We start from the raw sequence: 19,751 nt of genomic DNA on the forward strand, positions 1-19,751 counted from the left end.
TCCCGCAAAGAGGCCGTCTGAAAGCACGGCACCCGATGCGGCCGCCCCGAACCGTTCAAATACAGACAGAAGGAAACCGAAATGAACCGTATCTATAAAGTTATCTGGAATCACGAAACCGCCACATGGGTGGCCGCTTCCGAGCTGGCGCACGCCAAAGGCAAAAGCAAGTCCAAATCGGGCAGGTTGAAAACGCTGGCAGTTTTTGCGGCAGTAGGCCTGGCAACGGCTTCGCCATCTTTGGCGGCAATCACAGAAGGATCGGCAACAGGCACAGATGCCGTTGCCATCGGTACGAATTCTCAGGCATCAAGCGATTCTGCCGTGGCCGTCGGTATGAACGCCAAAGCCAACGGCAACCGTGCTGTAGCCGTCGGCAGCGGCGCTTCTGCTGCAAAAGATGATGCCACCGCTTTCGGCAACGCTGCCGAAGCATCAACGCAGAACTCGGTTGCCATCGGCAAAGCCGCCGCTGTGCGTGAAGCGAAGCCGGAAGAGCTGACAGCCGCCGGTGTCAATGCGCAGACGGCAGGCACAACCACAGGCAGCGGCTCGGTAGCCATCGGTGCGAACAGTAAAGCCTTCGGAACAAACGCCACCGCCGTCGGCCAGTCGTCCAATGCTTTGGGACAAAATTCATTTGCCGGAGGACAAGCCGCCAAAGCCTACGGCAAGTCGAGCACCGCCGTGGGCGACGGCGCGTCTGCCACCAATGACGCAGCCGTGTCTGTGGGTGCATTCTCCAAGGCCACGGCAGGCGGCGCGGCTGCATTCGGTTACAACGCCAATGCCGGTGCATTCGCCGCAGTAGCTGTCGGCCGTCAGGCAGAGGCGCTGAATAACGACGACATTTCGATAGGTGACGGCGCAGGTAAAGGCCGCAAAGACCAGGGTACGAGCTACGGCGGCACAGGTTTGTATTATGCAGACGGCCAACTTGCTGCCACTCCTGCCGCATCCATCGCCACCAACACCAATATCGCCGTCGGCAAAGACTCGGCCGTCAATTCGCTCGGTCTGCGCAATATCGCCATCGGCAACGCCGCCGGCACGTCGCACTTTGGTGAAGACAGCATCAGCATCGGCACAAACGCCAACAATTTCAAAGCCAACGGCGCGGCCGACGGCACCAAAACCGACACGCCCACCCGTGCGCGGCACACCATCGCCGTCGGCCAAAACGCGATGACCTACGGCGAAAACTCCATCGCCCTGGGCAACGGCGCGAAAACCACCAATTTCAAATACAACACCGGCGCGGCCACACCGTCCTACACCAGTGCCAGCCGGGCAATGGCCATCGGCGAATCCTCCGACGCCTCGGGTACGTTTGCCACCGCGTTCGGCTTCCAGGCCAAAACCGAGCGCAACGATTCCACCGCCATCGGCAAGCAGGCGAAAATCCTCGCCAATCCGGCGGGCAATGCCGCCACCCTCGGCAACCATCTGGCCATCGGCAACGAATCGCTGGTGGGTCAGAACGTCGGCAGCCATGCGACAGTGGTCGGCTATCAGGCGCAGGCCGTGGGCGCGGGCAACAACAAGCTGGCCGTCGGCACGCGGGCCGTTTCCAGCGGCACGATTGCCTCCGCCGTCGGCGTGGGCGCGAAGGCGCACGGCGACACCACTTCGGCCTACGGCTCTTACACGCAGGTGAGCGGCGGCTTCGACAGCATGGCTGCCGGATCGAGCGCGGCAGTGGTCAGCGGCAGCGGCAGCAGCACAGCCTCCTCGCAGGCCGCCATCGGCTCGGGCAGCATCACCGCCGCCAAAGGCGCAGTGTCCGTCGGCACGGGCACGATGGTGTTCGGCGAAAACTCCGCCTCCATTGGTGCGAACGGCGGCGGCAGTGCCGCGCGCATGGTTCAGGCTCTGGCCAACGGCAAGATGGACGACACCGTGTTCAGCATCATCGGCGGCAAAAACAACCAGTCGGTCGGCAACCGCAACCTGATCGGCAGCACGTCCAACAACAACACGGTGTTCGGCAACGACATCAAAGTCGGCGCGAGCGCGGCCAGCGTTACCAGTGGGGAAGTGGAAATCGACACCGCCGACGGCAAAGTCAAACACATCAACTACAAACCCGCGTTTACCAACACCAAAAACATCGACAGCGCGGTTGCCGTCGGCAACGCGGCCAAAGTGGGCGACAGCAACACCGTCGCCGTGGGCAAAGCGGCCGAAGCGGCGGGCTTGTCGTCCACCGCCATCGGAGAGACCGCAGCCGCCCTCAAACAAAACGGCATCGCCATCGGCAAAAACGCCAAAGCGGGCACGAGTGCCGCCACAGCAAGCAGCGACTCGGACGCCGTCGCCATCGGCACCGACAGCACGGCATACGAAAAAGACACCGTCGCCCTGGGTAACACCGCCAAAGCCACGGCGGACAGTGCCACCGCCTTGGGCAAAGGCGCGAAAGCCTCACAGGTTTACGCCACCGCCGTCGGCCTCGACACCGTCGCCGACGGCAACAGCGCGCTGGCGGCAGGCTCGGGTGCGGCGGCGCGGGCAAACAGCGCGACCGCCGTCGGCAACGACGCCCAAGCACTGGGCACCGACGCTTCGGCCTTCGGCCGCGACGCGCAGGCGGCAGAAGAACACACGGTTGCCGTCGGTTCGTCCACCCGCGCCGCCGCCGCCGGCGCAATCGCTGTCGGCAACGACGCGCAGGCCGCCGCCGCAGACGCGGCCGCCATCGGCAAACACAGCCGCGCTTCGTCCACCCGCGCCACCGCCGTCGGCAATTCCGCCAACGCGGCGGGCGTGTCGTCCGTTGCCGTCGGCGACAACGCCCAAGCCCAAAACGATTACGCCGTTTCCATCGGCGCGGGCTCGGCCGCTTCGGCCATCGCAGCCGCCGCCATCGGCAACGACGCCAAAGCCAAACAGTGGAGCTCGGTTGCCCTCGGTCGCGCCTCGGAAACCGCTGACGCAGTCGCCACCACCGCCGCCACAGTCGGCGGCATCAGCTACAACGGCTTCGCCGGCACCGCCCCCGAAGCCACCGTCAGCATCGGCAGCGACAGCGTCAAACGCACCCTCACCAACCTTGCCGCAGGCCGCATCGCTGCCGACTCCACCGACGCCATCAACGGTAGTCAGCTCTACGCCGTGGCCGACACTTTGGGCGGCAAGCTCACCCACTATTACAGCGTCAAATCCGCCGAAACAGGCGCAGGCAGCAACTACGACAACGACGGCGCGACCGGCAGCAACGCGCTGGCGGCGGGCGTGAAAGCCTCCGCCTCCGCCCTGAACACCGTCGCCGTCGGCTTCAACGCGCAGGCGGGCAAAGACGGCGCGGTATCCGTCGGCGCGGACACGCAGGCTTCCAACGCCTCCACCGCCCTGGGCAACAAAGCCACGGCGACGGGCGAAAATTCCACCGCACTGGGCTGGGGCGCGAATGCCGCCGGACGCGCCGACGTGTTCATCGGCAAACAGTCGGGCGCGGGTACGGAAAACGCCAATAATTTCAGCAATATCGGCATCGGCGAAGGCGCGGTAAAAAACGCAGGCAAAAACGCCTCGGTCACCAACATCGTCGGCATCGGTACGGGCGCAGCCGCAGGCATCGAAGGCAGCCACAACATCGCCATCGGCGCATACGCCAACGGCACGGGCAACGGAGCGGGCGCAGTCACCACCGACAACAACATCGCCATCGGCCAGCGGAGCGTGGCCAGCGGCGGCGGCTCGATTGCCGTCGGCAACAAGGCGCAGGCTTCCGTGCTCTCCGCCGTGGCCGTCGGCCTCAATGCCGCCGCCACCGGCGCGCAGGCCGTGGCCGTCGGCCGCAACACCCAAGCCGCAGGCGCGGGTTCGGTGGCCGTTGGCGGCTCGGCCAACGACGGCAAAGGCGCGGCCGCCAAGGGCTCGCAGTCGGTCGCCATCGGCCAGTTGAGCAACGCGTCGAACACCGGTGCCGCCGCCTTGGGCGTGAACGCGCAGGCCACTCATCAAAAAGGCGTCGCCCTCGGCTACGAATCCGAAACCGACACCAACGTTACCACCACTCAGGCCACAGTAAACGGCATCGCCTATTCGGGCTTTGCCGGTGCGGCCAATGCCAACGTCAGCATCGGCAAAAGCGGCTTCACCCGCACCCTCACCAACCTTGCCGCAGGCCGCATCTCCGCCACCAGCACCGACGCCGTCAACGGCAGCCAGCTCTACGCCGTGGCCGACACGCTGGGCGGCAAGCTCACCCACTATTACAGCGTCAATTCCACCGCCATGGGCGCGGGCAGCAACTACAACAACGACGGCGCAAGCGGCACGGACGCGCTGGCGGCGGGCGCGGGCGCGTCGGCCAAACAAATGAGTTCCGTCGCCATCGGCAAAAACGCCGTTGCGGACGGCGACAACAGCCAGTCCGACTCCGTCGCCATCGGCACAGCCGCGAAAGCCTCCGGCAACGCGTCGCTGGCCATCGGCCCGGGCGCATCCACTTCCGGCAGCGACAGCCTCGGCGGCATCGCCATCGGCGCGGCCGCCAGCTCGCAAAACGGCGGCCTGTCGCTGGGCAGCGGCGCGGATTCGGGCAACGGCACGGCACTGATCCCCGGCCTGCCCGTGCGTCTGAACAACAACGTGGCCTTGGGCGACAGTGCCACCGTTAAAAACGACACCAACTTCCGCGTCTCCTTGGGCTCGATGTCGATTGCAGGCGTGTCGGATTTGGGCACCGACCCCTACAAACCCTCGGCCAATGCAAACGTCAAAGGCATCGCCGAATCCGGCGTAACGCTGGGCGAAGTGTCCGTCGGCGGCGACAACCGCGCAGGCCAAGGCGAAATCCTCTACCGCCGCATCACCAACCTTGCCGCCGGTTCGGCCGACACCGACGCCGTCAACGTCAGCCAGCTCAAAGCCCTTGCCGACGCGCGCAGCAAAGTGGCCGGCAGCGGGCTGGCCAGCGTCAGCTCCGCCACCGACAGCGCGGGCGCGACCACCTACACCGTCAACGTCGCCCAAGCCGCCGCCCCCACCGTAACGCGCGGCAATGTTGCCGTTGCGGCGGCCGACGCGGGCAAAGTGATGACCGCAGGCGACGTGGCCGCCGCCATCAACAACTCCGAAAAAACCTCCTCGGTTGTTGCCGGATCGACCGCCGTTTCCGTCAGCGCGGGCAGCGAAGACGCCGCCGGCAACACGCAGTACACCGTCGATCTGGGCACGGCCGCCAAAGCCAGCCTGGGCAAGGCCGACAGCGCGCTGCAGAACATCCGCAGCGGCAGCCCCAACCTCAGCGTCGCCAAAAACGGCGACACCGTAACCGTTGGCATGAGCACAACCCCCGCCTTCACCAGCGTAACCACCGGCGACACCGTCCTCAACAGCGGCGGCCTCACCATCGCCCCCGCCGGCAAAACCCCCGTCGTCCTCAATTCAGACGGCCTCAACAACGGCGGCAACAAAATCACCAACGTCGCCGCCGGCAACATCAGTGCCGCCAGCACCGACGCCGTAAACGGCAGCCAGCTCTACGCCCTCGGCGAAAAACCGCTCACCTTCACCGGCGACAGCGGCAGCGTCCGCCGCAAACTCGGCGAAACCCTCGCCGTCAAAGGCGACGGCACCTATGTTTCCACCAAAGCCGAAAACGGCGGCGTCAACATCAGCGTATCCGAAAACGCCGTGCGCGACACCGCCCGCAAAGCGGTGGACGTGAAAGGCGAAGGCGTCATCACCGTTACCCCGAGCCAAGACAACACCGCCCACACCACCACCTACACCGTCAAATACGACGGCGGCAAAGCGGCGGCGGCCACCGACATCGCCTACACCGCCAACGGCGGCACGGCGCGTAAAACCAGCCTGGCCAAAGGCTTCAATTTCAGCAACGGCGCGAACACCACCGCCGAAGTCGGCGCGGACGGCGTGGTGAAATTCAACGCCGTAACCGGCAGCATCGCCATCACCGACGGCAAAGCGGCCGTAACCGCCGCCGACGCGGGCAAACTCGCCACCGCAGGCGACGTGGCCGAGGCCGTCAACAACGCCGCATGGAAGGTAACCGCCAAAGCCGACGGCGGCGAACTGGAAAGCGGTGCGAACGTCGAAAGCGTCAAAGCGGGCGACCAGGTCGGCCTGCAAGTGGGCAAAAACCTGAAACTGAAACAAAACGGCAAAAACTTCACCTACCTGCTGAACGACACCCTCACCGGCCTGAACAGCGCGTCCTTCGGCGGCGGCGCGGGCAAACCGGCTGCCGTAATCGACGGCACGGGCGTCAAAATCACCCCCGCAGGCGGCGGTAAATCCGTATCGCTCACTTCAGACGGCCTAGACAACGGCGGCAAGCAAATCACCAACGTTGCCAGCGGCGGCGACACCGACAGCAACGCCGCCAATATCGGCGATGTGAAAAAAGCCGCTGCCGCCGCGAAAAACACCGTATCGGCAGGCGACAGCAATGTCCTTGTCACCCCGACAACCCATGCAGACGGCCACACCGACTACGCCGTCAAACTGGCCGACAAAGTGGCGCTGGGCAACGGCAAAGTCTCGCTCGACGGCACAACGGGCAATATTGCCGCCGCAGGCAACGTCACGGCGGGCAACACCGTCACCGCCGGAACGGGCGCAAACGCCGTCACTCTTGACGGCACGAAAGCGCAGGTGAAAGCGGGCAGCGTCGTCGTCGACGGCAAAGCGGGCACCGTCACCGGCTTGGGCAACAAAACCTGGGTCAGCGGCAGCACGCAGCCCGTCAGCGGCCGCGCCGCCACCGAAGACCAGCTCAAAGCCGTCGACAACCAAGTGGCGCAAAACAAAACCGACATCGCCAACCTCAGCGGCAATATCGGCAAGGGTCTCAATTTCGCGGGCAACACCGGTTCGACGAACAAAAAACTCGGCCAAACCGTAAACATCGTCGGCGAGGGTAAAAAAGACGACAGCCGCTATTCGGGCGAAAACATCAAAACCATGGTGGACGCGCAAGGCAATCTGGTCGTCAAAACCGACAAAGACCTGAAAGCCGAAAGCCTCACCATCGGCAAAGACGGCCAAACCGGCCTCACCCTGTCCGCCGACAACGGCGCGGGACAAATCACCGTCAACGGCAAAGACGGCGCCAAAGCCAGCATCGGCACAGCCAAAGGCCAGGCCGTGCTCGGCAACACACAACAGGCCGACCGTCTGCGCTATGCCGACTCCGCCGGCACGCCGCGCGAACTGGCAACCATGGACGACGGCCTCAGCTACGGTGGCGACAACCTCGCCGACGACGGCACCATCGCCAAAAAACTCAACCAGCGCCTCGATATTGTCGGCGGAGCGGACAAAAACAAACTGTCCGACAACAACATCGGCGTCAACAAAGACAGCCAAGGCCGTCTGAAAGTGCAGCTGGCCAAAGAGCTGAACGGCCTGACTAGCGCGTCTTTTGCCGACGGCAGCGGCAACACCAACGTCGTCAACGGCGCGGGCCATACCGTGCGCGACAGCGCGGGCAACCAAACCGCCGTGAACGCGGGCGGCGTCACCGTTACCCCGTCAGGCGCGGGTAAAGCCCCTGTTTCGCTGACTGCGGGCGGACTGGACAACGGCGGCAACCAAATCAGCAACGTTGCCGCGGGCACGAAAGCCACCGACGCGGTGAATGTCGGCCAGCTCAATGCCAAACTCGGCGCGCTGACCGATGCCGCCAACCTGAACTTCAACGCCTTGGAGCGCAAAATCAACGATATCGGCGACAACGCCAATGCGGGCGTGGCCGGTGCGATTGCCCAAGGCTCGATTCCGCAGGTTACCCGCCCGGGCGCATCCGGCCTCGGCGTGGGCAGCGGCTACTACGGCGGTCAGTCTGCTCTGGCAGTCGGCATGTCCTCGATGAGCGACGGCGGCAACTGGATTGTGAAAGGCAATGTTTCCGTCAACACCCAAGGCCGCGTCGGCGCGGGCGCGGGCGCGCTGTACCAGTGGTAGGCGGAATGGGTTTTCAGACGGCCTGATGCCGTCTGAAAACTGCCCGCCCTCCATGCGGCGCATGGCAAAAGGCCGTCTGAAATGTTTCAGACGGCCTTTTTTGTTGCCGGTTGCAGGCGAAAAACCGTATTTTATAGTGAGCCAACACAAAAAGATATAGTGAGTCAAAATAAAAAAGATACAAGGCAGCAAGCCAAAGACAGTACAGATAGTACGGCGAGGCGCAGCAACGCTGTAGATTTTTTATTTTGGTTCACTATACAAGGCAGCAAGCCGTAGACAGTACAAGTAGTACGGCAAGGCGCAGCAACGCTGTAGATTTTTGTGTTGGCTCACTATATGCGGCATAAAAAACAGGCCGGACAAAATGTCCGGCCTGTTTTCAAATATTCTCTTGGCGGAAACGGTGGGATTCGAACCCACGAAGGACTTGCGCCCTTAGCGGATTTCGAGTCCGCTGCATTCAGCCTCTCTGCCACGTTTCCTGTTATGCAAACAAAAAATTTCAAGACTGGCGGAAGCGGTGAGATTCGAACTCACGGAGGGCTATCAACCCTCGACGGTTTTCAAGACCGTTGCATTAAACCGCTCTGCCACGCTTCCGTTTCTTGAAAGACGCGCATCATAGCCAAAGTGCGGGGTTTTGGCAAGCGTTTCAGCCTTTATTTTCGGGCATCGCGCAGGAAGACCCATTCGTTTTCCGACGAGGCGGCGGCGTTGTAGGCGTAGCCTTCGCTGTCGAAGTGTTTGAGCTGTTCGGGGTCGGTGATGCGGTGCTCTGCAGCGTGGCGCGCCATCAGGCCGCGCGCGCGTTTGGCGTGGAAGCTGATGATTTTGTACGCGCCGTTTTTTTCGTCTTTGAACACGGGGGTGATGATGCGGGCGGGCAGTCTGTCGGGCTGCACGGCTTTGAAGTATTCCTGCGAGGCGAGGTTGACGACGGTGTCGGCGTGTTGCGCGCGCAGGGTGTCGGCGAGCAGGGCTGTGATGCGGCCGCCCCAGTATTCGTAGAGGTTTTTGCCGCGCCGGTTGGCGAGGGGGGTGCCCATCTCGAGGCGGTAGGCTTGGATGAGGTCGAGCGGGCGCAGGAGGCCGTAGAGGCCGGAGAGGATGCGCAGATGCTGTTGCAGGTAGTCGAGGCTGTCGGGGGCGAGGGTGGCGGCGGCCAGTCCTTCGTAAACGTCGCCGTTAAAGAGGAAAACGGCCTGTTTGGCATTTTCGGGTGTGAACGGGATGTGCCAGACGGCGTTGCGTTCGGCGTTTAAGAGGGCGATTTTGTCGGAAACGTGCATCAGTTCGGCGATTTGCTGCGGGGCGAGTTGTTTTACTTCGTCCATCAGTTGCGCGGCCTGGTCGATCAGGGCGGGTTGGCTGTATTGCGGAACGGGCGCGGGGTCTTTTTCGTTGAGGTTTTTGGCGGGTGAGACAAGAAAGAGCATGGTGTTTCCGTTGATGGGTTTTCACTTTGTTGAAGCTTTGTTTTCAGACGGCCTTTATGCCGCGCTTTGCGGCCGTCTGAAAATTGTGCTTGGCGTTTCAGACGGCCTTTGAGCATCGGAGGCCGTTCCCGCCTACTCGGGAATGACGTTTCTGAAAATCGCGGGTCAGGTTTTCGGCAGGGTGACGCCGGTCTGCCCCATGTATTTGCCGTTGCGGTCTTTGTAGGAGGTTTCACAGACTTCGTCACTCTCGAAAAACAGTACCTGCGCCACGCCTTCGCCGGCGTAGATTTTGGCGGGCAGGGGGGTGGTGTTGGAAAATTCGAGGGTAACGTAGCCTTCCCATTCCGGCTCAAACGGCGTTACGTTCACGATGATGCCGCAGCGGGCGTAAGTCGATTTGCCCAGACACACGGTAAGCACGTTGCGCGGGATGCGGAAATATTCCACCGTACGGGCGAGGGCGAACGAATTGGGCGGGATGATGCAGCAGTCGTCTTCTACCGTGACGAAGTTTTTCGGGTCGAAGTTTTTCGGGTCGACGATAGTGCTGTTGATATTGGTGAAGATCTTGAATTCGTTGGCGCAACGGATGTCGTAGCCGTAGCTCGATGTGCCGTAGGAGATGATTTTTTTGCCGTCGGTTTCTTTCACCTGGTTCGGCTCGAAGGGTTCGATCATGCCGAACTCTTCGCTCATGCGGCGTATCCATTTGTCGGATTTGATGCTCATCTCGTTGTCCTGTCGGGTGGGGTTGTGCGGGGTCGGGTGTTTTCAGACGGCCTTTTGCGGCAAGGCCGTCTGAAAGCGGCTTATTTTTTCTTTTTCGGCAGCTTGGCTTCTTTCATGATGCCTTTGTCGTAGGTGAGGGTGAAGATATGGTCGCTGTCTTCGTATGCTTGGATAATGCCGTTGGCGCGGCCGTTTTGGAAGCTGCCTTCCATGCGCATGCCTTTAAAACGGGAGCTGTATGCGCCGAATGGTTCGAGGAAGACATTGTCAGCGCGGCTGACGGTGAATTTGCCTTTACCGTTGAATTTGCCGTGTTTAAACGTGCCTTCGTAGCGGTTGCCGTTGTCGCACGACCATACGCCTTGCCCCTGTGGCAAATCTTCTTTTACCGCGCCTTCGTAGCGGCAGCCTTTGCCCTGATAGGGATCAATCACTTTGGCGGCGGCGTGCGGCAGCAGCGCGGCCAGCAGGGCGGCGGCTAGAAATTTCGTCATATCCAATCCTTTCGTTCTCTTTTTATGTTTTCAGACGGCCTCTGTAACAAGAGGCCGTCTGAAAACGGCGGGCTTATTCCTGCCAACCACCCAGCAGGCCGACCAGCTCGTCCAGCATCGTGCCCAGCGATTCGGCCATCAAAACCTGCGACGCGAAGGCGAGGCTGGCGGCATCGTCGCCGTGGCTTTCCGCCTCTTCCTGCAAAACGTCGAGATATTGGATGCGTTTGAGCGTGAAATCCTGCGTCAGCACAAAAGCAATCTGTTCGCGCCATACCAAACCGAGCTGGGTGACGGTCTTGCCCATTTTCACATGCTGTACCACTTCGTCGGCGGTCAGATCCTGTTTCGATACTTTCACCACGGGCACAACATCGCCCGCGCCTTTGAGTTCGCAATCGCTGTCGAGCTCGAAGCCGCCGTCGCAATGCCCTTGCAGCAGCCATTGGGTCATCAGGCTCGAAGGCGACTGCTTGGTGTGCGGCAGCGAGGCTTCCAAGCCGCCCAAGGCTTCGCGCAGCTTGGTGAGTATGTTTTCCGCTTTGGAGGCGGAGGCGCTGTTCACCAAAAGATAGCCGTGCTTCGTGTCGAACACCGCCTGCGTGCGGCCGCTGCGGGTAAAGGCGCGTGGCAGCAGATCGTCGGTAATCTGCTTTTTTAATTCCTGTTTTTCCTTGCGGCCGACAGTGCGCGCTTCGTTATTCTGAATTTCGGCGACTTTCTCGTCCAAAATATCGCGGATAACGCCCGCGGGCAGCACTTTTTCCTCTTTTTTCAGCGCCACGCCCCAAGTGAAATCGGCGGGGAAAACCGCTTCCGGCGAAAACGGCACCGGCGCGGCGAAACCTTCGCTGAACCAGTCCAGCCCCTGACAGGGCGCGAACGGTAGTTCCGCCAGCTTGGCCGAGAGCATGTCCGCATCGGGCAGCTTGTTTTTGTCGAGCGGATAGAAACTGATCTGCTTAAACCACATAAAGCATTCCTTGCTGTAAAACCGCGGCATTATACATGAAACGCCCGCGCCGCCGAGGCCGTCTGAAAGCCCTTGCCGCGTGACGGAATGCGGTGTGTGGCAGAGTAGACGCGCTTTCAGACGGCCTCTGCTGCAACGGAGCGCCGCCTGCCCAAATGCCTGGCGGGAAAAGATGGGAGGCCGTCCCCGCCTGCGCGGGGATGACGTTTCTGAAAGCGGAGCTTCAACGAAGTCAGTAAAGCGTCAGGGTACAGAGGGCTTGTCTCAATGCATGTAAAAACGAAAATCTGACATACATAAAGAAAAAAACCCCCCGTTACAAAACGGAGGGTTTGAATATTGGCACGCCCACGGGGAATCGAACCCCGGTTACCGCCGTGAAAGGGCGATGTCCTAACCGCTAGACGATGGGCGCGGCGATTTGAGTTGTTTGGCGCACCCGGAGCGATTCGAACGCCCGACCCTCTGGTTCGTAGCCAGATACTCTATCCAACTGAGCTACGGGTGCGAGAAAAACGAGGATTATAGGGAGGCCGGCGGGTGGTGTCCAGCGTTTTTTGCCGGGAAAAACCGGGTTTGCGGCAGTTTGTTCAAAACACTGGAAATTATTTTTCAGACGGCCTGTGCTGTTTGCAGTTGCAGCGGCTTTGAGGCCGTCCCCGCCTTCGCGGGGATGACGTTTCTGAAAACTTCTGTCGGGGTCAGATCATGCCGATGCCGGAGAGTTCGCGTGCCATTTTGGCAGCGGCGTTGTCGGTCATGCCGCCGACGAAGTCGAGGATTTTCATGTAGGCGGTGTAGAGGGTGTCGTCGCGGCTGACGGGGTGGGCGTTTTTGAGCAGTTCGAGGGCGAGGCTCTGGCGGGTGCCGGCGCGGCCTTCGGTGAGGTATTGGCAGGCGGCGGGGACGAGCAGGCCGAGGATGGAGCCGAGGCAGGGGAAGGAGGCGATTTCGGTCATCAGTTTGCTTTGGTGGCGGAAGATGCGGGTGCGGGCGAGTTCTTTGGCGTTTTCGAGGGTGTCCTGCACTTCTGGGCTGCACAGGGCGAGGAGGTCGCGGCCTTTGAAGCTGCCGTTGAGGAGGTCGGCCTGGTGGGTGATGAAGGTTTGGGCGACGTCTTCGATGGCGCGGCCGATGGCGATGCCGCGCAGCATGGCGCAGCGCTGGCGGCTCGATTGGGCGTGGAAGGTGGGTTCGACGAAGGTAAGGCCGGAGAGGACGGTTTCGACTTCGGTGTCGCTGAGCAGTTCGAGGTCGACGGCGTCTTCGAGGTCGAGCAGGGCGTAGCAGATGTCGTCGGCGGCTTCCATCAGGTAGGAAAGGGGGTGACGCACCCAGTGGTCGCGGCCGTGGCTGACGAGGCCGAGGGTGTCGGCGACGCGGCGGATGTAGGGCAGCTCGGTTTGGTAGATGTTGAATTTTTTTGTGCCGTTGGGGTGTTGCGTGGTCCAGGGGTATTTGAGCAGCGCGCCGATGGTGGCGGCGGTGAGGCGCATGCCGCCTTTGCCGGGGTACATTTCGAGGCTGGCGAGGATGCGCAGGCTGTGGGCGTTGCCTTCGTAGGTTTGCACGTCGTTGCGCTCGGCAGGGCTGAGGTTTTGCAGGTAGGCGGCGTGTTGCGGGTTGCGGAACCAGTCGCGCAGGGCGTCTTCGCCGGTGTGGCCGAAAGGCGGGTTGCCGAGGTCGTGGGCGAGACAGGCGACTTGGACGACGGCGCCGATGTCGCTCGGGGTGTTGTTTGCGGGGAGGAAGCCGCCTGCCTGCATCATGACGCCGACGCGGTTGCCGATGCTGCGGCCGACGCTGGCGACTTCGACGCTGTGGGTGAGGCGGTTGTGGGTGAGGTCGTGTTCGGCGAAGGGGTGGACTTGGGTTTTGCGGCCGAGGCGGCGGAAGGCGCCGGAGAAGACGACGCGGTCGTAGTCGATGTGGAAGTCGGTGCGCAGGGCGTCGGCGCCTTCTTGGGTGGAGGGGGTGACGGTGGGGACGATTTCGCCGTCTTTGTTGCGGAAGCGTTGGGTGCTCAGAAGCTGCGGCCAGTTCATCTGTGTCATGTACGGGTTCTCCTTGTTTTTGATATGGTTTGAGGCCGTCTGGAAAGCCGCCGAGGCTTTTCAGACGGCCTTTGGGTGGCGTCCGGTTCGGGTTTATGCGCCGAAGTGCTGTTCCAAAACGGTGGCGGCGTGTTTGTGCCAGCTGCCGGGGATGAAGCCGAGGCTGCGGGCTTTGTCGCAGTTGAGCACGGAATAGAGCGGGGCGTTGCGCTCTTTGTGCAGCACAGACGAGGGAGTGGGAACAAGTGTGGGCATGACGAACGCGGGGTTGCGTTCGGCGGCGGTTTGCAAAACGGCTTGGGCGAAGGTGTAGTCGCTGAACGCTTTGCCGCCGCAGTAATGCAGCAGCCCCTGCGGGAAGCGCGGCAGTTGCAGCAGGCCGATAACGGTGTCGGCCAAATCGCCTGCGAAGGTGGGGCAGCCGGCGTTGTCGTCGGCCAGGGCGATTTCGCCGCCTTCGGCCGCGCGTTCGAGCAGGCCGGTGACGAAGTTGCGGCCGATGCCGCTGTATATCCACGAGCTGCGGACGACGACGGTGTCCGGTTCGGCCGCCAGCGCCAGCAATTCGCCCGCCAGTTTGGATTGGGCGTAGAGGTTTTTCGGATTGGGCGGATCGTCTTCGGTGTAGGGGATGCGGCTGTTGCCGCCGAAAACGTAATCGGTGGAGATGTGGACGAATTTCGCGCCCACGGCGTAGGCGGCCTGCGCCAGATTGCGCGTACCGGCGGCGTTGACGGCAAACACGCGCTCGGCGTTGTCTTCGGCTTTGGCCGCGCCGGTGTAGGCGGCGGTGTTGATAACGGCGTCGGGCTGGAAGTTTTCCGCCATGCTGAGCACGGCGTCGCGGTCGGTGATGTCGAGCGTTTTCGAGTCGGTGGCGATCAGTTCCCAATCTTCGGGCAGGCGGCTGCGGACGTATTGGCCGAGCTGGCCTTTCGAACCGGTAAGCAGGATGCGCATGGTTGTTCCTTTACGGTGGAATGTCGAAGGTGAAGCGGTTGCGCAGTTTACCTTGTCGGCGGCGGGTTTGAAAGACAAAAGGCCGTCTGAAAAAACGCCGTGCGGGCGTCTTGCGGTATGTCAAGCTGCGTTAAAATTTGTCTGCGGCGCGCGGAAGGTTTGTTATATAATCCGACCGAACCCGCAAAACGGGTTGTTCCCCCGTTAACCATCAATTAATTAAGAGGACGAGCTATGTTTCCCGAATACCGTGATCTGATTTCCAAACTGAAACAGGAAGACACCCATTTTGCCCGCCTGTTCGACGAGCACAACGAGCTGGATGACAAAATCTCCGGTTTGGAAAACGACCCCGTCGCCAGCGTGTCCGCGCAGGACGAAATCGACGCGCTGAAAATCAAAAAACTGGCGCTGAAAGACCAGCTTTTCGCTCTGCTGAAAAAAGCCGAAGCCGAAGGCAAATAAGCCGCGGTTTTGTCATATCAGGCCGTCTGAAAACGCTCCGCCGCCCCGCGGCAGCCGTTTTCAGACGGCCTTTTGTGCTACACTTGCCGCCTTTGGCAAACCGCAGCGCCACAGGACAAACGGACATGACCGCCCCTTTGAAATTCACCAAAATGCACGGCTTGGGCAACGACTTTATCGTGATCGACGGCATTTCGCAGCCCTTCGATCCCGCCGCCGCGCCGATTGCCGCGTGGGCGGACAGGCACACGGGCATCGGTTTTGACCAGCTTCTGCTGGTGGAAAAACCCTTGTCGCCCGCTGCCGATTTCCGCTACCGCATTTTCAATGCCGACGGCGGCGAAGTCGAGCAGTGCGGCAACGGCGCGCGCTGCTTTGCCCGTTTTGTTGCCGACCGCGGTCTGACCGGCAAGCGGGAAATCCGTGTGGAAACGGCGAAGGGCATTATCGTACCGAAGCTGGAAGACAACGGTTTGGTGACGGTGAACATGGGCAGGCCGCGTCTGAGGCCGTCTGAAATCCCGTTTCTGCCGCAGGAAGGCGAAGCGGACGACGCTTTGGAATACGCCGCGCAGATCGGCGGCGAAACGGTGCGTTTCGGCGTGGTGAACATGGGCAACCCGCACGCGGTTTTACAGACGGCCGATACGGCTTCCGCCCCCGTCTGCCGCATCGGCGCGGCTTTGGAACCGCATCCGCAGTTTCCCGAAAAGGCCAATATCGGTTTTATGCAGGTGCTCGACAGCCGCCATATCCGCCTGCGCGTGTTCGAGCGCGGCGTGGGCGAAACGCAGGCCTGCGGCACGGGCGCGTGCGCGGCGGTGGTGCAGGGCGTGCGTTTAGGACTGTTGGATGCGGGTGTGCCGGTGGAAGTGTCGCTGCCGGGCGGCAGGCTGTCGGTTTCGTGGGACGGCAGCGGCGATGTGATGATGACCGGACCGGCGCAAACGGTGTTTGACGGCGAACTGGTTTATTGAGAAAGCGGCCGATGAATATCCGTCCCGATTTGTGCTGTGCCGCGGCCTATGCCGCGCTTTTTGCCGCCGCCGTCTGGCAGAGCCGCCGTATCGGCTGGCTGCTGGCCGCCGTGTTCTGCTGGCTGGCGGCGGGCTTTGCCGGAATGTGGCTGCTGCCGCGTATGCTGGCGCCGTTCAGCACGGTGATGCTGTATGCGCCGCAGCTGTATATCGTGCCCGCCTGCCTGCTGTTCTTGGCCGCCAACGCCCGCCGCACGGATGAGGTGTCTTATTATACGGCCGGCAACCGGGCGCTGCCGGTGCGTTTTGCCGCTGCCGCCGTGGCGATGGGCTTGGGACACGCGCTGGTGACCGGACTGGTGTGGCTGCGCTATCCCGAAGGAATGACGCCGCGCGCCCTGCCGTTTCTGGCCGACCTTATCCTGCTGCAACCCGTTTACTGGCTGGGTATGCAGCTGCTGCTGATGGCGCTGTTTTCCCTGCACAACCGCATCGCCGCGCGCGCGCCGTCGGTGTTCGGCATACGCCAGATACAGGGCGGTATGCTGGTGGTGATGCTGGCGCAGGCGGTTTACGCGGTGTCGATGATGCGCTGGCGCTGAGGCGCAGTTCTTATAACTTTTAGTTTGCCGCGCCGTGCGGGGAAGTTATTTTGTTTTCAGACGGCCTTCTTTTAAGATGCCCGCCGTTCACGTCCAACCGTCCCTTCATCAAGGAAAAACACTATGAATATCGCAAAAAACATTACCGACCTGATCGGCAACACTCCGCTGGTCGAACTGAACCGCCTGGGCGAAGGGCTGCCCGGCCGCGTTGTCGCCAAACTCGAATTCTTCAACCCCGGCAGCAGCGTCAAAGACCGCATCGCCGAAGCCATGATCGAAGCGGCTGAAAAAGAAGGGAAAATCAACAAAAACACCACCATCGTCGAAGCCACCAGCGGCAACACCGGCATCGGCCTGGCCATGGTCTGTGCCGCGCGGGGCTACAAACTCGTCATCACCATGCCCGAAAGCATGAGCAAAGAGCGCAAAATGCTGCTGCGCGCCTTCGGTGCGGAACTGATTCTGACACCCGCCGCCGAAGGCATGGGCGGCGCCATCGCCCGCGCCAAAGCGCTGGTCGAAGAGCATCCCGACACCTACTTCATGCCCCGCCAGTTCGACAACCCCGCCAACGTCGAAATCCACCGCCAAACCACCGCCGAAGAAATCTGGCGCGATACCGACGGCCAAGTCGACATCTTCGTGGCCGGCGTCGGCACGGGCGGCACCGTTACCGGCGTGGGCGAAGTGCTCAAAGCGCGCAAACCAGGCGTGAAAATCGTTGCCGTCGAGCCCGATGCCTCGCCCGTATTGAGCGGCGGCGAAAAAGGCCCGCACCCGATTCAGGGCTTGGGTGCAGGCTTTATCCCCAGTATTCTCAACACCGGCATCTACGACGAAATCATCCGCGTCACCGGCGAAGAAGCCTTTGCCACCGCCCGCGCCTCTGCCGAAAAAGAAGGCATCCTCGTCGGCATCTCCTCCGGCGCCGCCATTTGGAGCGCCCTGCAACTGGCCGCCAAAGAAGAAAACCGCGGCAAACTGATCGTCGTGCTGATTCCTTCCTACGGCGAACGCTACCTCTCCACCCCCCTGTTCGCCGATTTGGTGTAAACGGGTTTCAACGACACGCGGGCAGCCGGTTGTTTCCGGTTGCCCGCGTTCGTTTGATAAAACTTGTAAAGAGCAGCCCGGTTATGGTATTTTCGCCGCCCTCAACCGGCCTGACGCCGCTGTACGAACTGCCGGAAAACCATCAAAAAAGGAGTTTGCGCCCGCCATGAAAAAATACCTTCCCCTCCTGCTGGCCTGCGCCGCACTGTCTGCCTGCGAAACCGTTTCCGTCCCCGTTATCGGCACAGGCACAAAACCCGCAGCCGTCCGCCCCCAACAGGGCGCCTACCGCCTCGCCCCGAACCACTGGGCAGACGTGGCGAAAATCCGCGACGAAGCCACCCGCCTGAGCGACCAGGTAGGTCAGGGCAAAATCACCAAAGTGCAGGCCGCGCAGCAGCTCAACCGCTTCCGCATCCGCCTGGTCGGCAACAACCCCGTCGACGACAGCATTTACGACGTCTACCTGCGCTCCGCCGTAGACAGCCAGCGCGGCGCCATCAGCAGCGCCCAGTCCAAGCAGTATATCGGCAACGCTCTCAAAGGCTGGCAGACCCGCTGGCCGCATATGCAGAACAAACCGGCCAACCCCGCCTTCGCCAACTTCCTGATGGAACTGATGGGCTTGCAGCCGCTGAAATAAATGTCCGCCCGACACGAAAAGGCCGTCTGAAAACTGTTCGGACGACCTTTTTCTTTTGGTTTTGACCTTGTTAAAACTGCGCTTTCAGACGGCCTTAACCATTACAGATAGTGGGTGCCGCCTAAGCGGCGCACGTGCTTCCTGCGATACCCGCAATACCAAGAGGCCGTCTGAAATCTTGGATTCGACTTTCAGACGGCCTCTTATTTGCTGCTTATTTGCCGTAGGCTTTGGCGAAGCCGAAACTATTTCATGCGGCAGCCTGTGGCTTCGGCGGCTTGGCAGATGCAGTCGTAAAACAGGCGGCTGGTTTCGGCGTCGTAGTGTTTGGGCGATAGGGTCGCCAATTGGTCGGCATGGAATACGCCGTAGGGGGTTTGCGGATGCGGGCGGCAGTCTTCCGCTTCGTCCAACAGGCGGTCGGCATGGGAGGTTTTTTGTTGCCGAATCAGGGCGACGAGAGCTTGGTAAAACGCTTGGGTTTGGCGGACGATGCAGTTGCGCGGCGAGGGTTTGGCTGTGCCGAAGTCGTAATTGGCGATGGTGCAGACCAGCAGTTCGGCTTGGCTGAAATCGACGTTTTCCAGTGAGGTTTGGGCGTCTTGCCTGTCCAACGAAAATTCGCCTTGGAAAGAGCAGGCTTTCAGGCTGCCTGAAAAGGTGCAGTTTTTCATCGGCGTGGCATCGAAATCGGCTTTGCGGATGTCGCCCTCGAAAGTGCAGTTTTCCAGCAGGCTGTTGAGAAAGCTCAGGCGGCTGGATTTTTTGATGCGGGTGAAGCGGCAGTTTTGCAGGGTGGCGCGGGCGAAGGCGATGTTTTTGGGGAAGGCGCAGCCGTCAAAATCGCAGTCGGCAAGCTGTGCGCTGAGTCCGCCGAAGTTGGCGGCGTTTTTGGCTTTGAAGGTGCTGCCGTTGAAGCGGACGTTGTCAAAGCGCATGGTTTCGTTGTCGTTTTGGTGGGCGACGGACACGTCCGACCACAGTGAGCCTGAAAAGTCGGCATCGCGCAAAATGCCGCTGTGCGGGATAAGAAGGCTGGCGGGGAATTGCTCTATCGGCGGCAGTTTGGCGGTTTCTTCTTTGCTGCGCTCGTCGCCAATCAGTTGGATGCCGCGAAAGTCCAGCAGTCCGTATTCGGTGCTGCCGAAGGGGGAGACGGTGAGGTTTTGCGTGGCGGTGAGGATTTGGCGGGTGTTGCCGAGGGCGTGCCAGCGTTTTTTGAGGGAGGCGGGGATGGGCATGAAGCGCTCCTTTTGAGATTGGAAATTCGGTTGCGGTGTGCAGGCTGCCTATCGCTTCAAATGCGCCGATTATCGTTGTTCAAAGCAAGCGTAGAGTTGTCTAAGCGATGCACGCGTTCCCTGTTGTTGGAAAGGCCGTTCCCGCCGGCACCCCTTCGGGACATAAACGCAGGAATG

The 19,751-nt window shown here is 61.4% G+C and carries 13 protein-coding genes and 4 tRNA genes; 6 read left to right on the forward strand and 11 right to left on the reverse strand.

What is annotated here, in order from left to right:
* Positions 1-81: 81 nt before the first annotated feature.
* Positions 82-7,938, forward strand: coding sequence for a YadA-like family protein (locus tag CGZ77_RS12680; RefSeq protein ID WP_094031073.1), 7,857 nt, complete (start codon positions 82-84; stop codon positions 7,936-7,938).
* Between the two features lie 395 nt (positions 7,939-8,333).
* On the opposite strand, the gene CGZ77_RS07270 is transcribed toward CGZ77_RS12680, so the two are convergent.
* The 10 genes from CGZ77_RS07270 to rfbD all read right to left on the reverse strand — a co-directional run bounded on the left by CGZ77_RS07270 (position 8,334) and on the right by rfbD (position 14,590).
* Positions 8,334-8,423: transfer RNA gene (locus tag CGZ77_RS07270), tRNA-Ser, on the reverse strand.
* Positions 8,424-8,450: 27 nt separating this feature from the next.
* A tRNA-Ser gene (locus CGZ77_RS07275) sits at positions 8,451-8,541 on the reverse strand.
* 59 nt (positions 8,542-8,600) lie between these two features.
* Entirely contained in the window at positions 8,601-9,377 is a 777-nt protein-coding gene (yaaA, locus tag CGZ77_RS07280) for a peroxide stress protein YaaA (protein ID WP_009426576.1), read from the reverse strand.
* 165 nt (positions 9,378-9,542) lie between these two features.
* Complete coding sequence (gene dcd / locus CGZ77_RS07285) at positions 9,543-10,109, reverse strand: dCTP deaminase (RefSeq protein WP_009426575.1); 567 nt, start codon at positions 10,107-10,109, stop codon at positions 9,543-9,545.
* 80 nt (positions 10,110-10,189) lie between these two features.
* A complete protein-coding gene (locus tag CGZ77_RS07290; protein ID WP_009426574.1) occupies positions 10,190-10,603 on the reverse strand; it encodes an MORN repeat protein in 414 nt (137 codons plus the stop codon).
* Positions 10,604-10,676: 73 nt separating this feature from the next.
* A complete protein-coding gene (locus tag CGZ77_RS07295) occupies positions 10,677-11,576 on the reverse strand; it encodes a recombination-associated protein RdgC (protein WP_036496303.1) in 900 nt (299 codons plus the stop codon).
* 340 nt (positions 11,577-11,916) lie between these two features.
* Positions 11,917-11,991 (reverse strand) — tRNA-Glu (locus CGZ77_RS07300).
* A 16-nt stretch (positions 11,992-12,007) separates the two neighbouring features.
* Positions 12,008-12,084: transfer RNA gene (locus tag CGZ77_RS07305), tRNA-Arg, on the reverse strand.
* 193 nt (positions 12,085-12,277) lie between these two features.
* Entirely contained in the window at positions 12,278-13,621 is a 1,344-nt protein-coding gene (locus CGZ77_RS07310) for a deoxyguanosinetriphosphate triphosphohydrolase (protein ID WP_009426570.1), read from the reverse strand.
* A 102-nt stretch (positions 13,622-13,723) separates the two neighbouring features.
* Complete coding sequence (gene rfbD / locus CGZ77_RS07315) at positions 13,724-14,590, reverse strand: dTDP-4-dehydrorhamnose reductase (protein WP_094031075.1); 867 nt, start codon at positions 14,588-14,590, stop codon at positions 13,724-13,726.
* A gap of 234 nt (positions 14,591-14,824) precedes the next feature.
* On the opposite strand from rfbD, the gene CGZ77_RS07320 reads away from it, so the two are divergent.
* The 5 genes from CGZ77_RS07320 (at position 14,825) to CGZ77_RS07340 (ending at position 18,333) form a co-directional block, all read left to right on the forward strand.
* Positions 14,825-15,055, forward strand: coding sequence for a YdcH family protein (locus tag CGZ77_RS07320; protein ID WP_009426567.1), 231 nt, complete (start codon positions 14,825-14,827; stop codon positions 15,053-15,055).
* Between the two features lie 125 nt (positions 15,056-15,180).
* The gene (gene dapF / locus CGZ77_RS07325) at positions 15,181-16,032 is read left to right on the forward strand and encodes a diaminopimelate epimerase (protein ID WP_009426566.1); all 852 of its coding nucleotides are present in this window, start codon (positions 15,181-15,183) and stop codon (positions 16,030-16,032) included.
* An 11-nt stretch (positions 16,033-16,043) separates the two neighbouring features.
* On the forward strand, positions 16,044-16,634 hold the full coding sequence (locus CGZ77_RS07330) for a hypothetical protein (protein ID WP_009426565.1): 591 nt from the start codon (positions 16,044-16,046) through the stop codon (positions 16,632-16,634).
* A gap of 123 nt (positions 16,635-16,757) precedes the next feature.
* Entirely contained in the window at positions 16,758-17,690 is a 933-nt protein-coding gene (gene cysK, locus CGZ77_RS07335) for a cysteine synthase A (RefSeq protein WP_009426564.1), read from the forward strand.
* Positions 17,691-17,856: 166 nt separating this feature from the next.
* Entirely contained in the window at positions 17,857-18,333 is a 477-nt protein-coding gene (locus CGZ77_RS07340) for a hypothetical protein (protein ID WP_009426563.1), read from the forward strand.
* A gap of 245 nt (positions 18,334-18,578) precedes the next feature.
* On the opposite strand, the gene CGZ77_RS07345 is transcribed toward CGZ77_RS07340, so the two are convergent.
* On the reverse strand, positions 18,579-19,574 hold the full coding sequence (locus tag CGZ77_RS07345) for a pentapeptide repeat-containing protein (RefSeq protein ID WP_009426562.1): 996 nt from the start codon (positions 19,572-19,574) through the stop codon (positions 18,579-18,581).
* Between the last annotated feature and the right edge of the window lie 177 nt (positions 19,575-19,751).

Origin of the sequence: Neisseria sp. KEM232, assembly GCF_002237445.1 — a bacterium.
Lineage (GTDB): Bacteria > Pseudomonadota > Gammaproteobacteria > Burkholderiales > Neisseriaceae > Neisseria.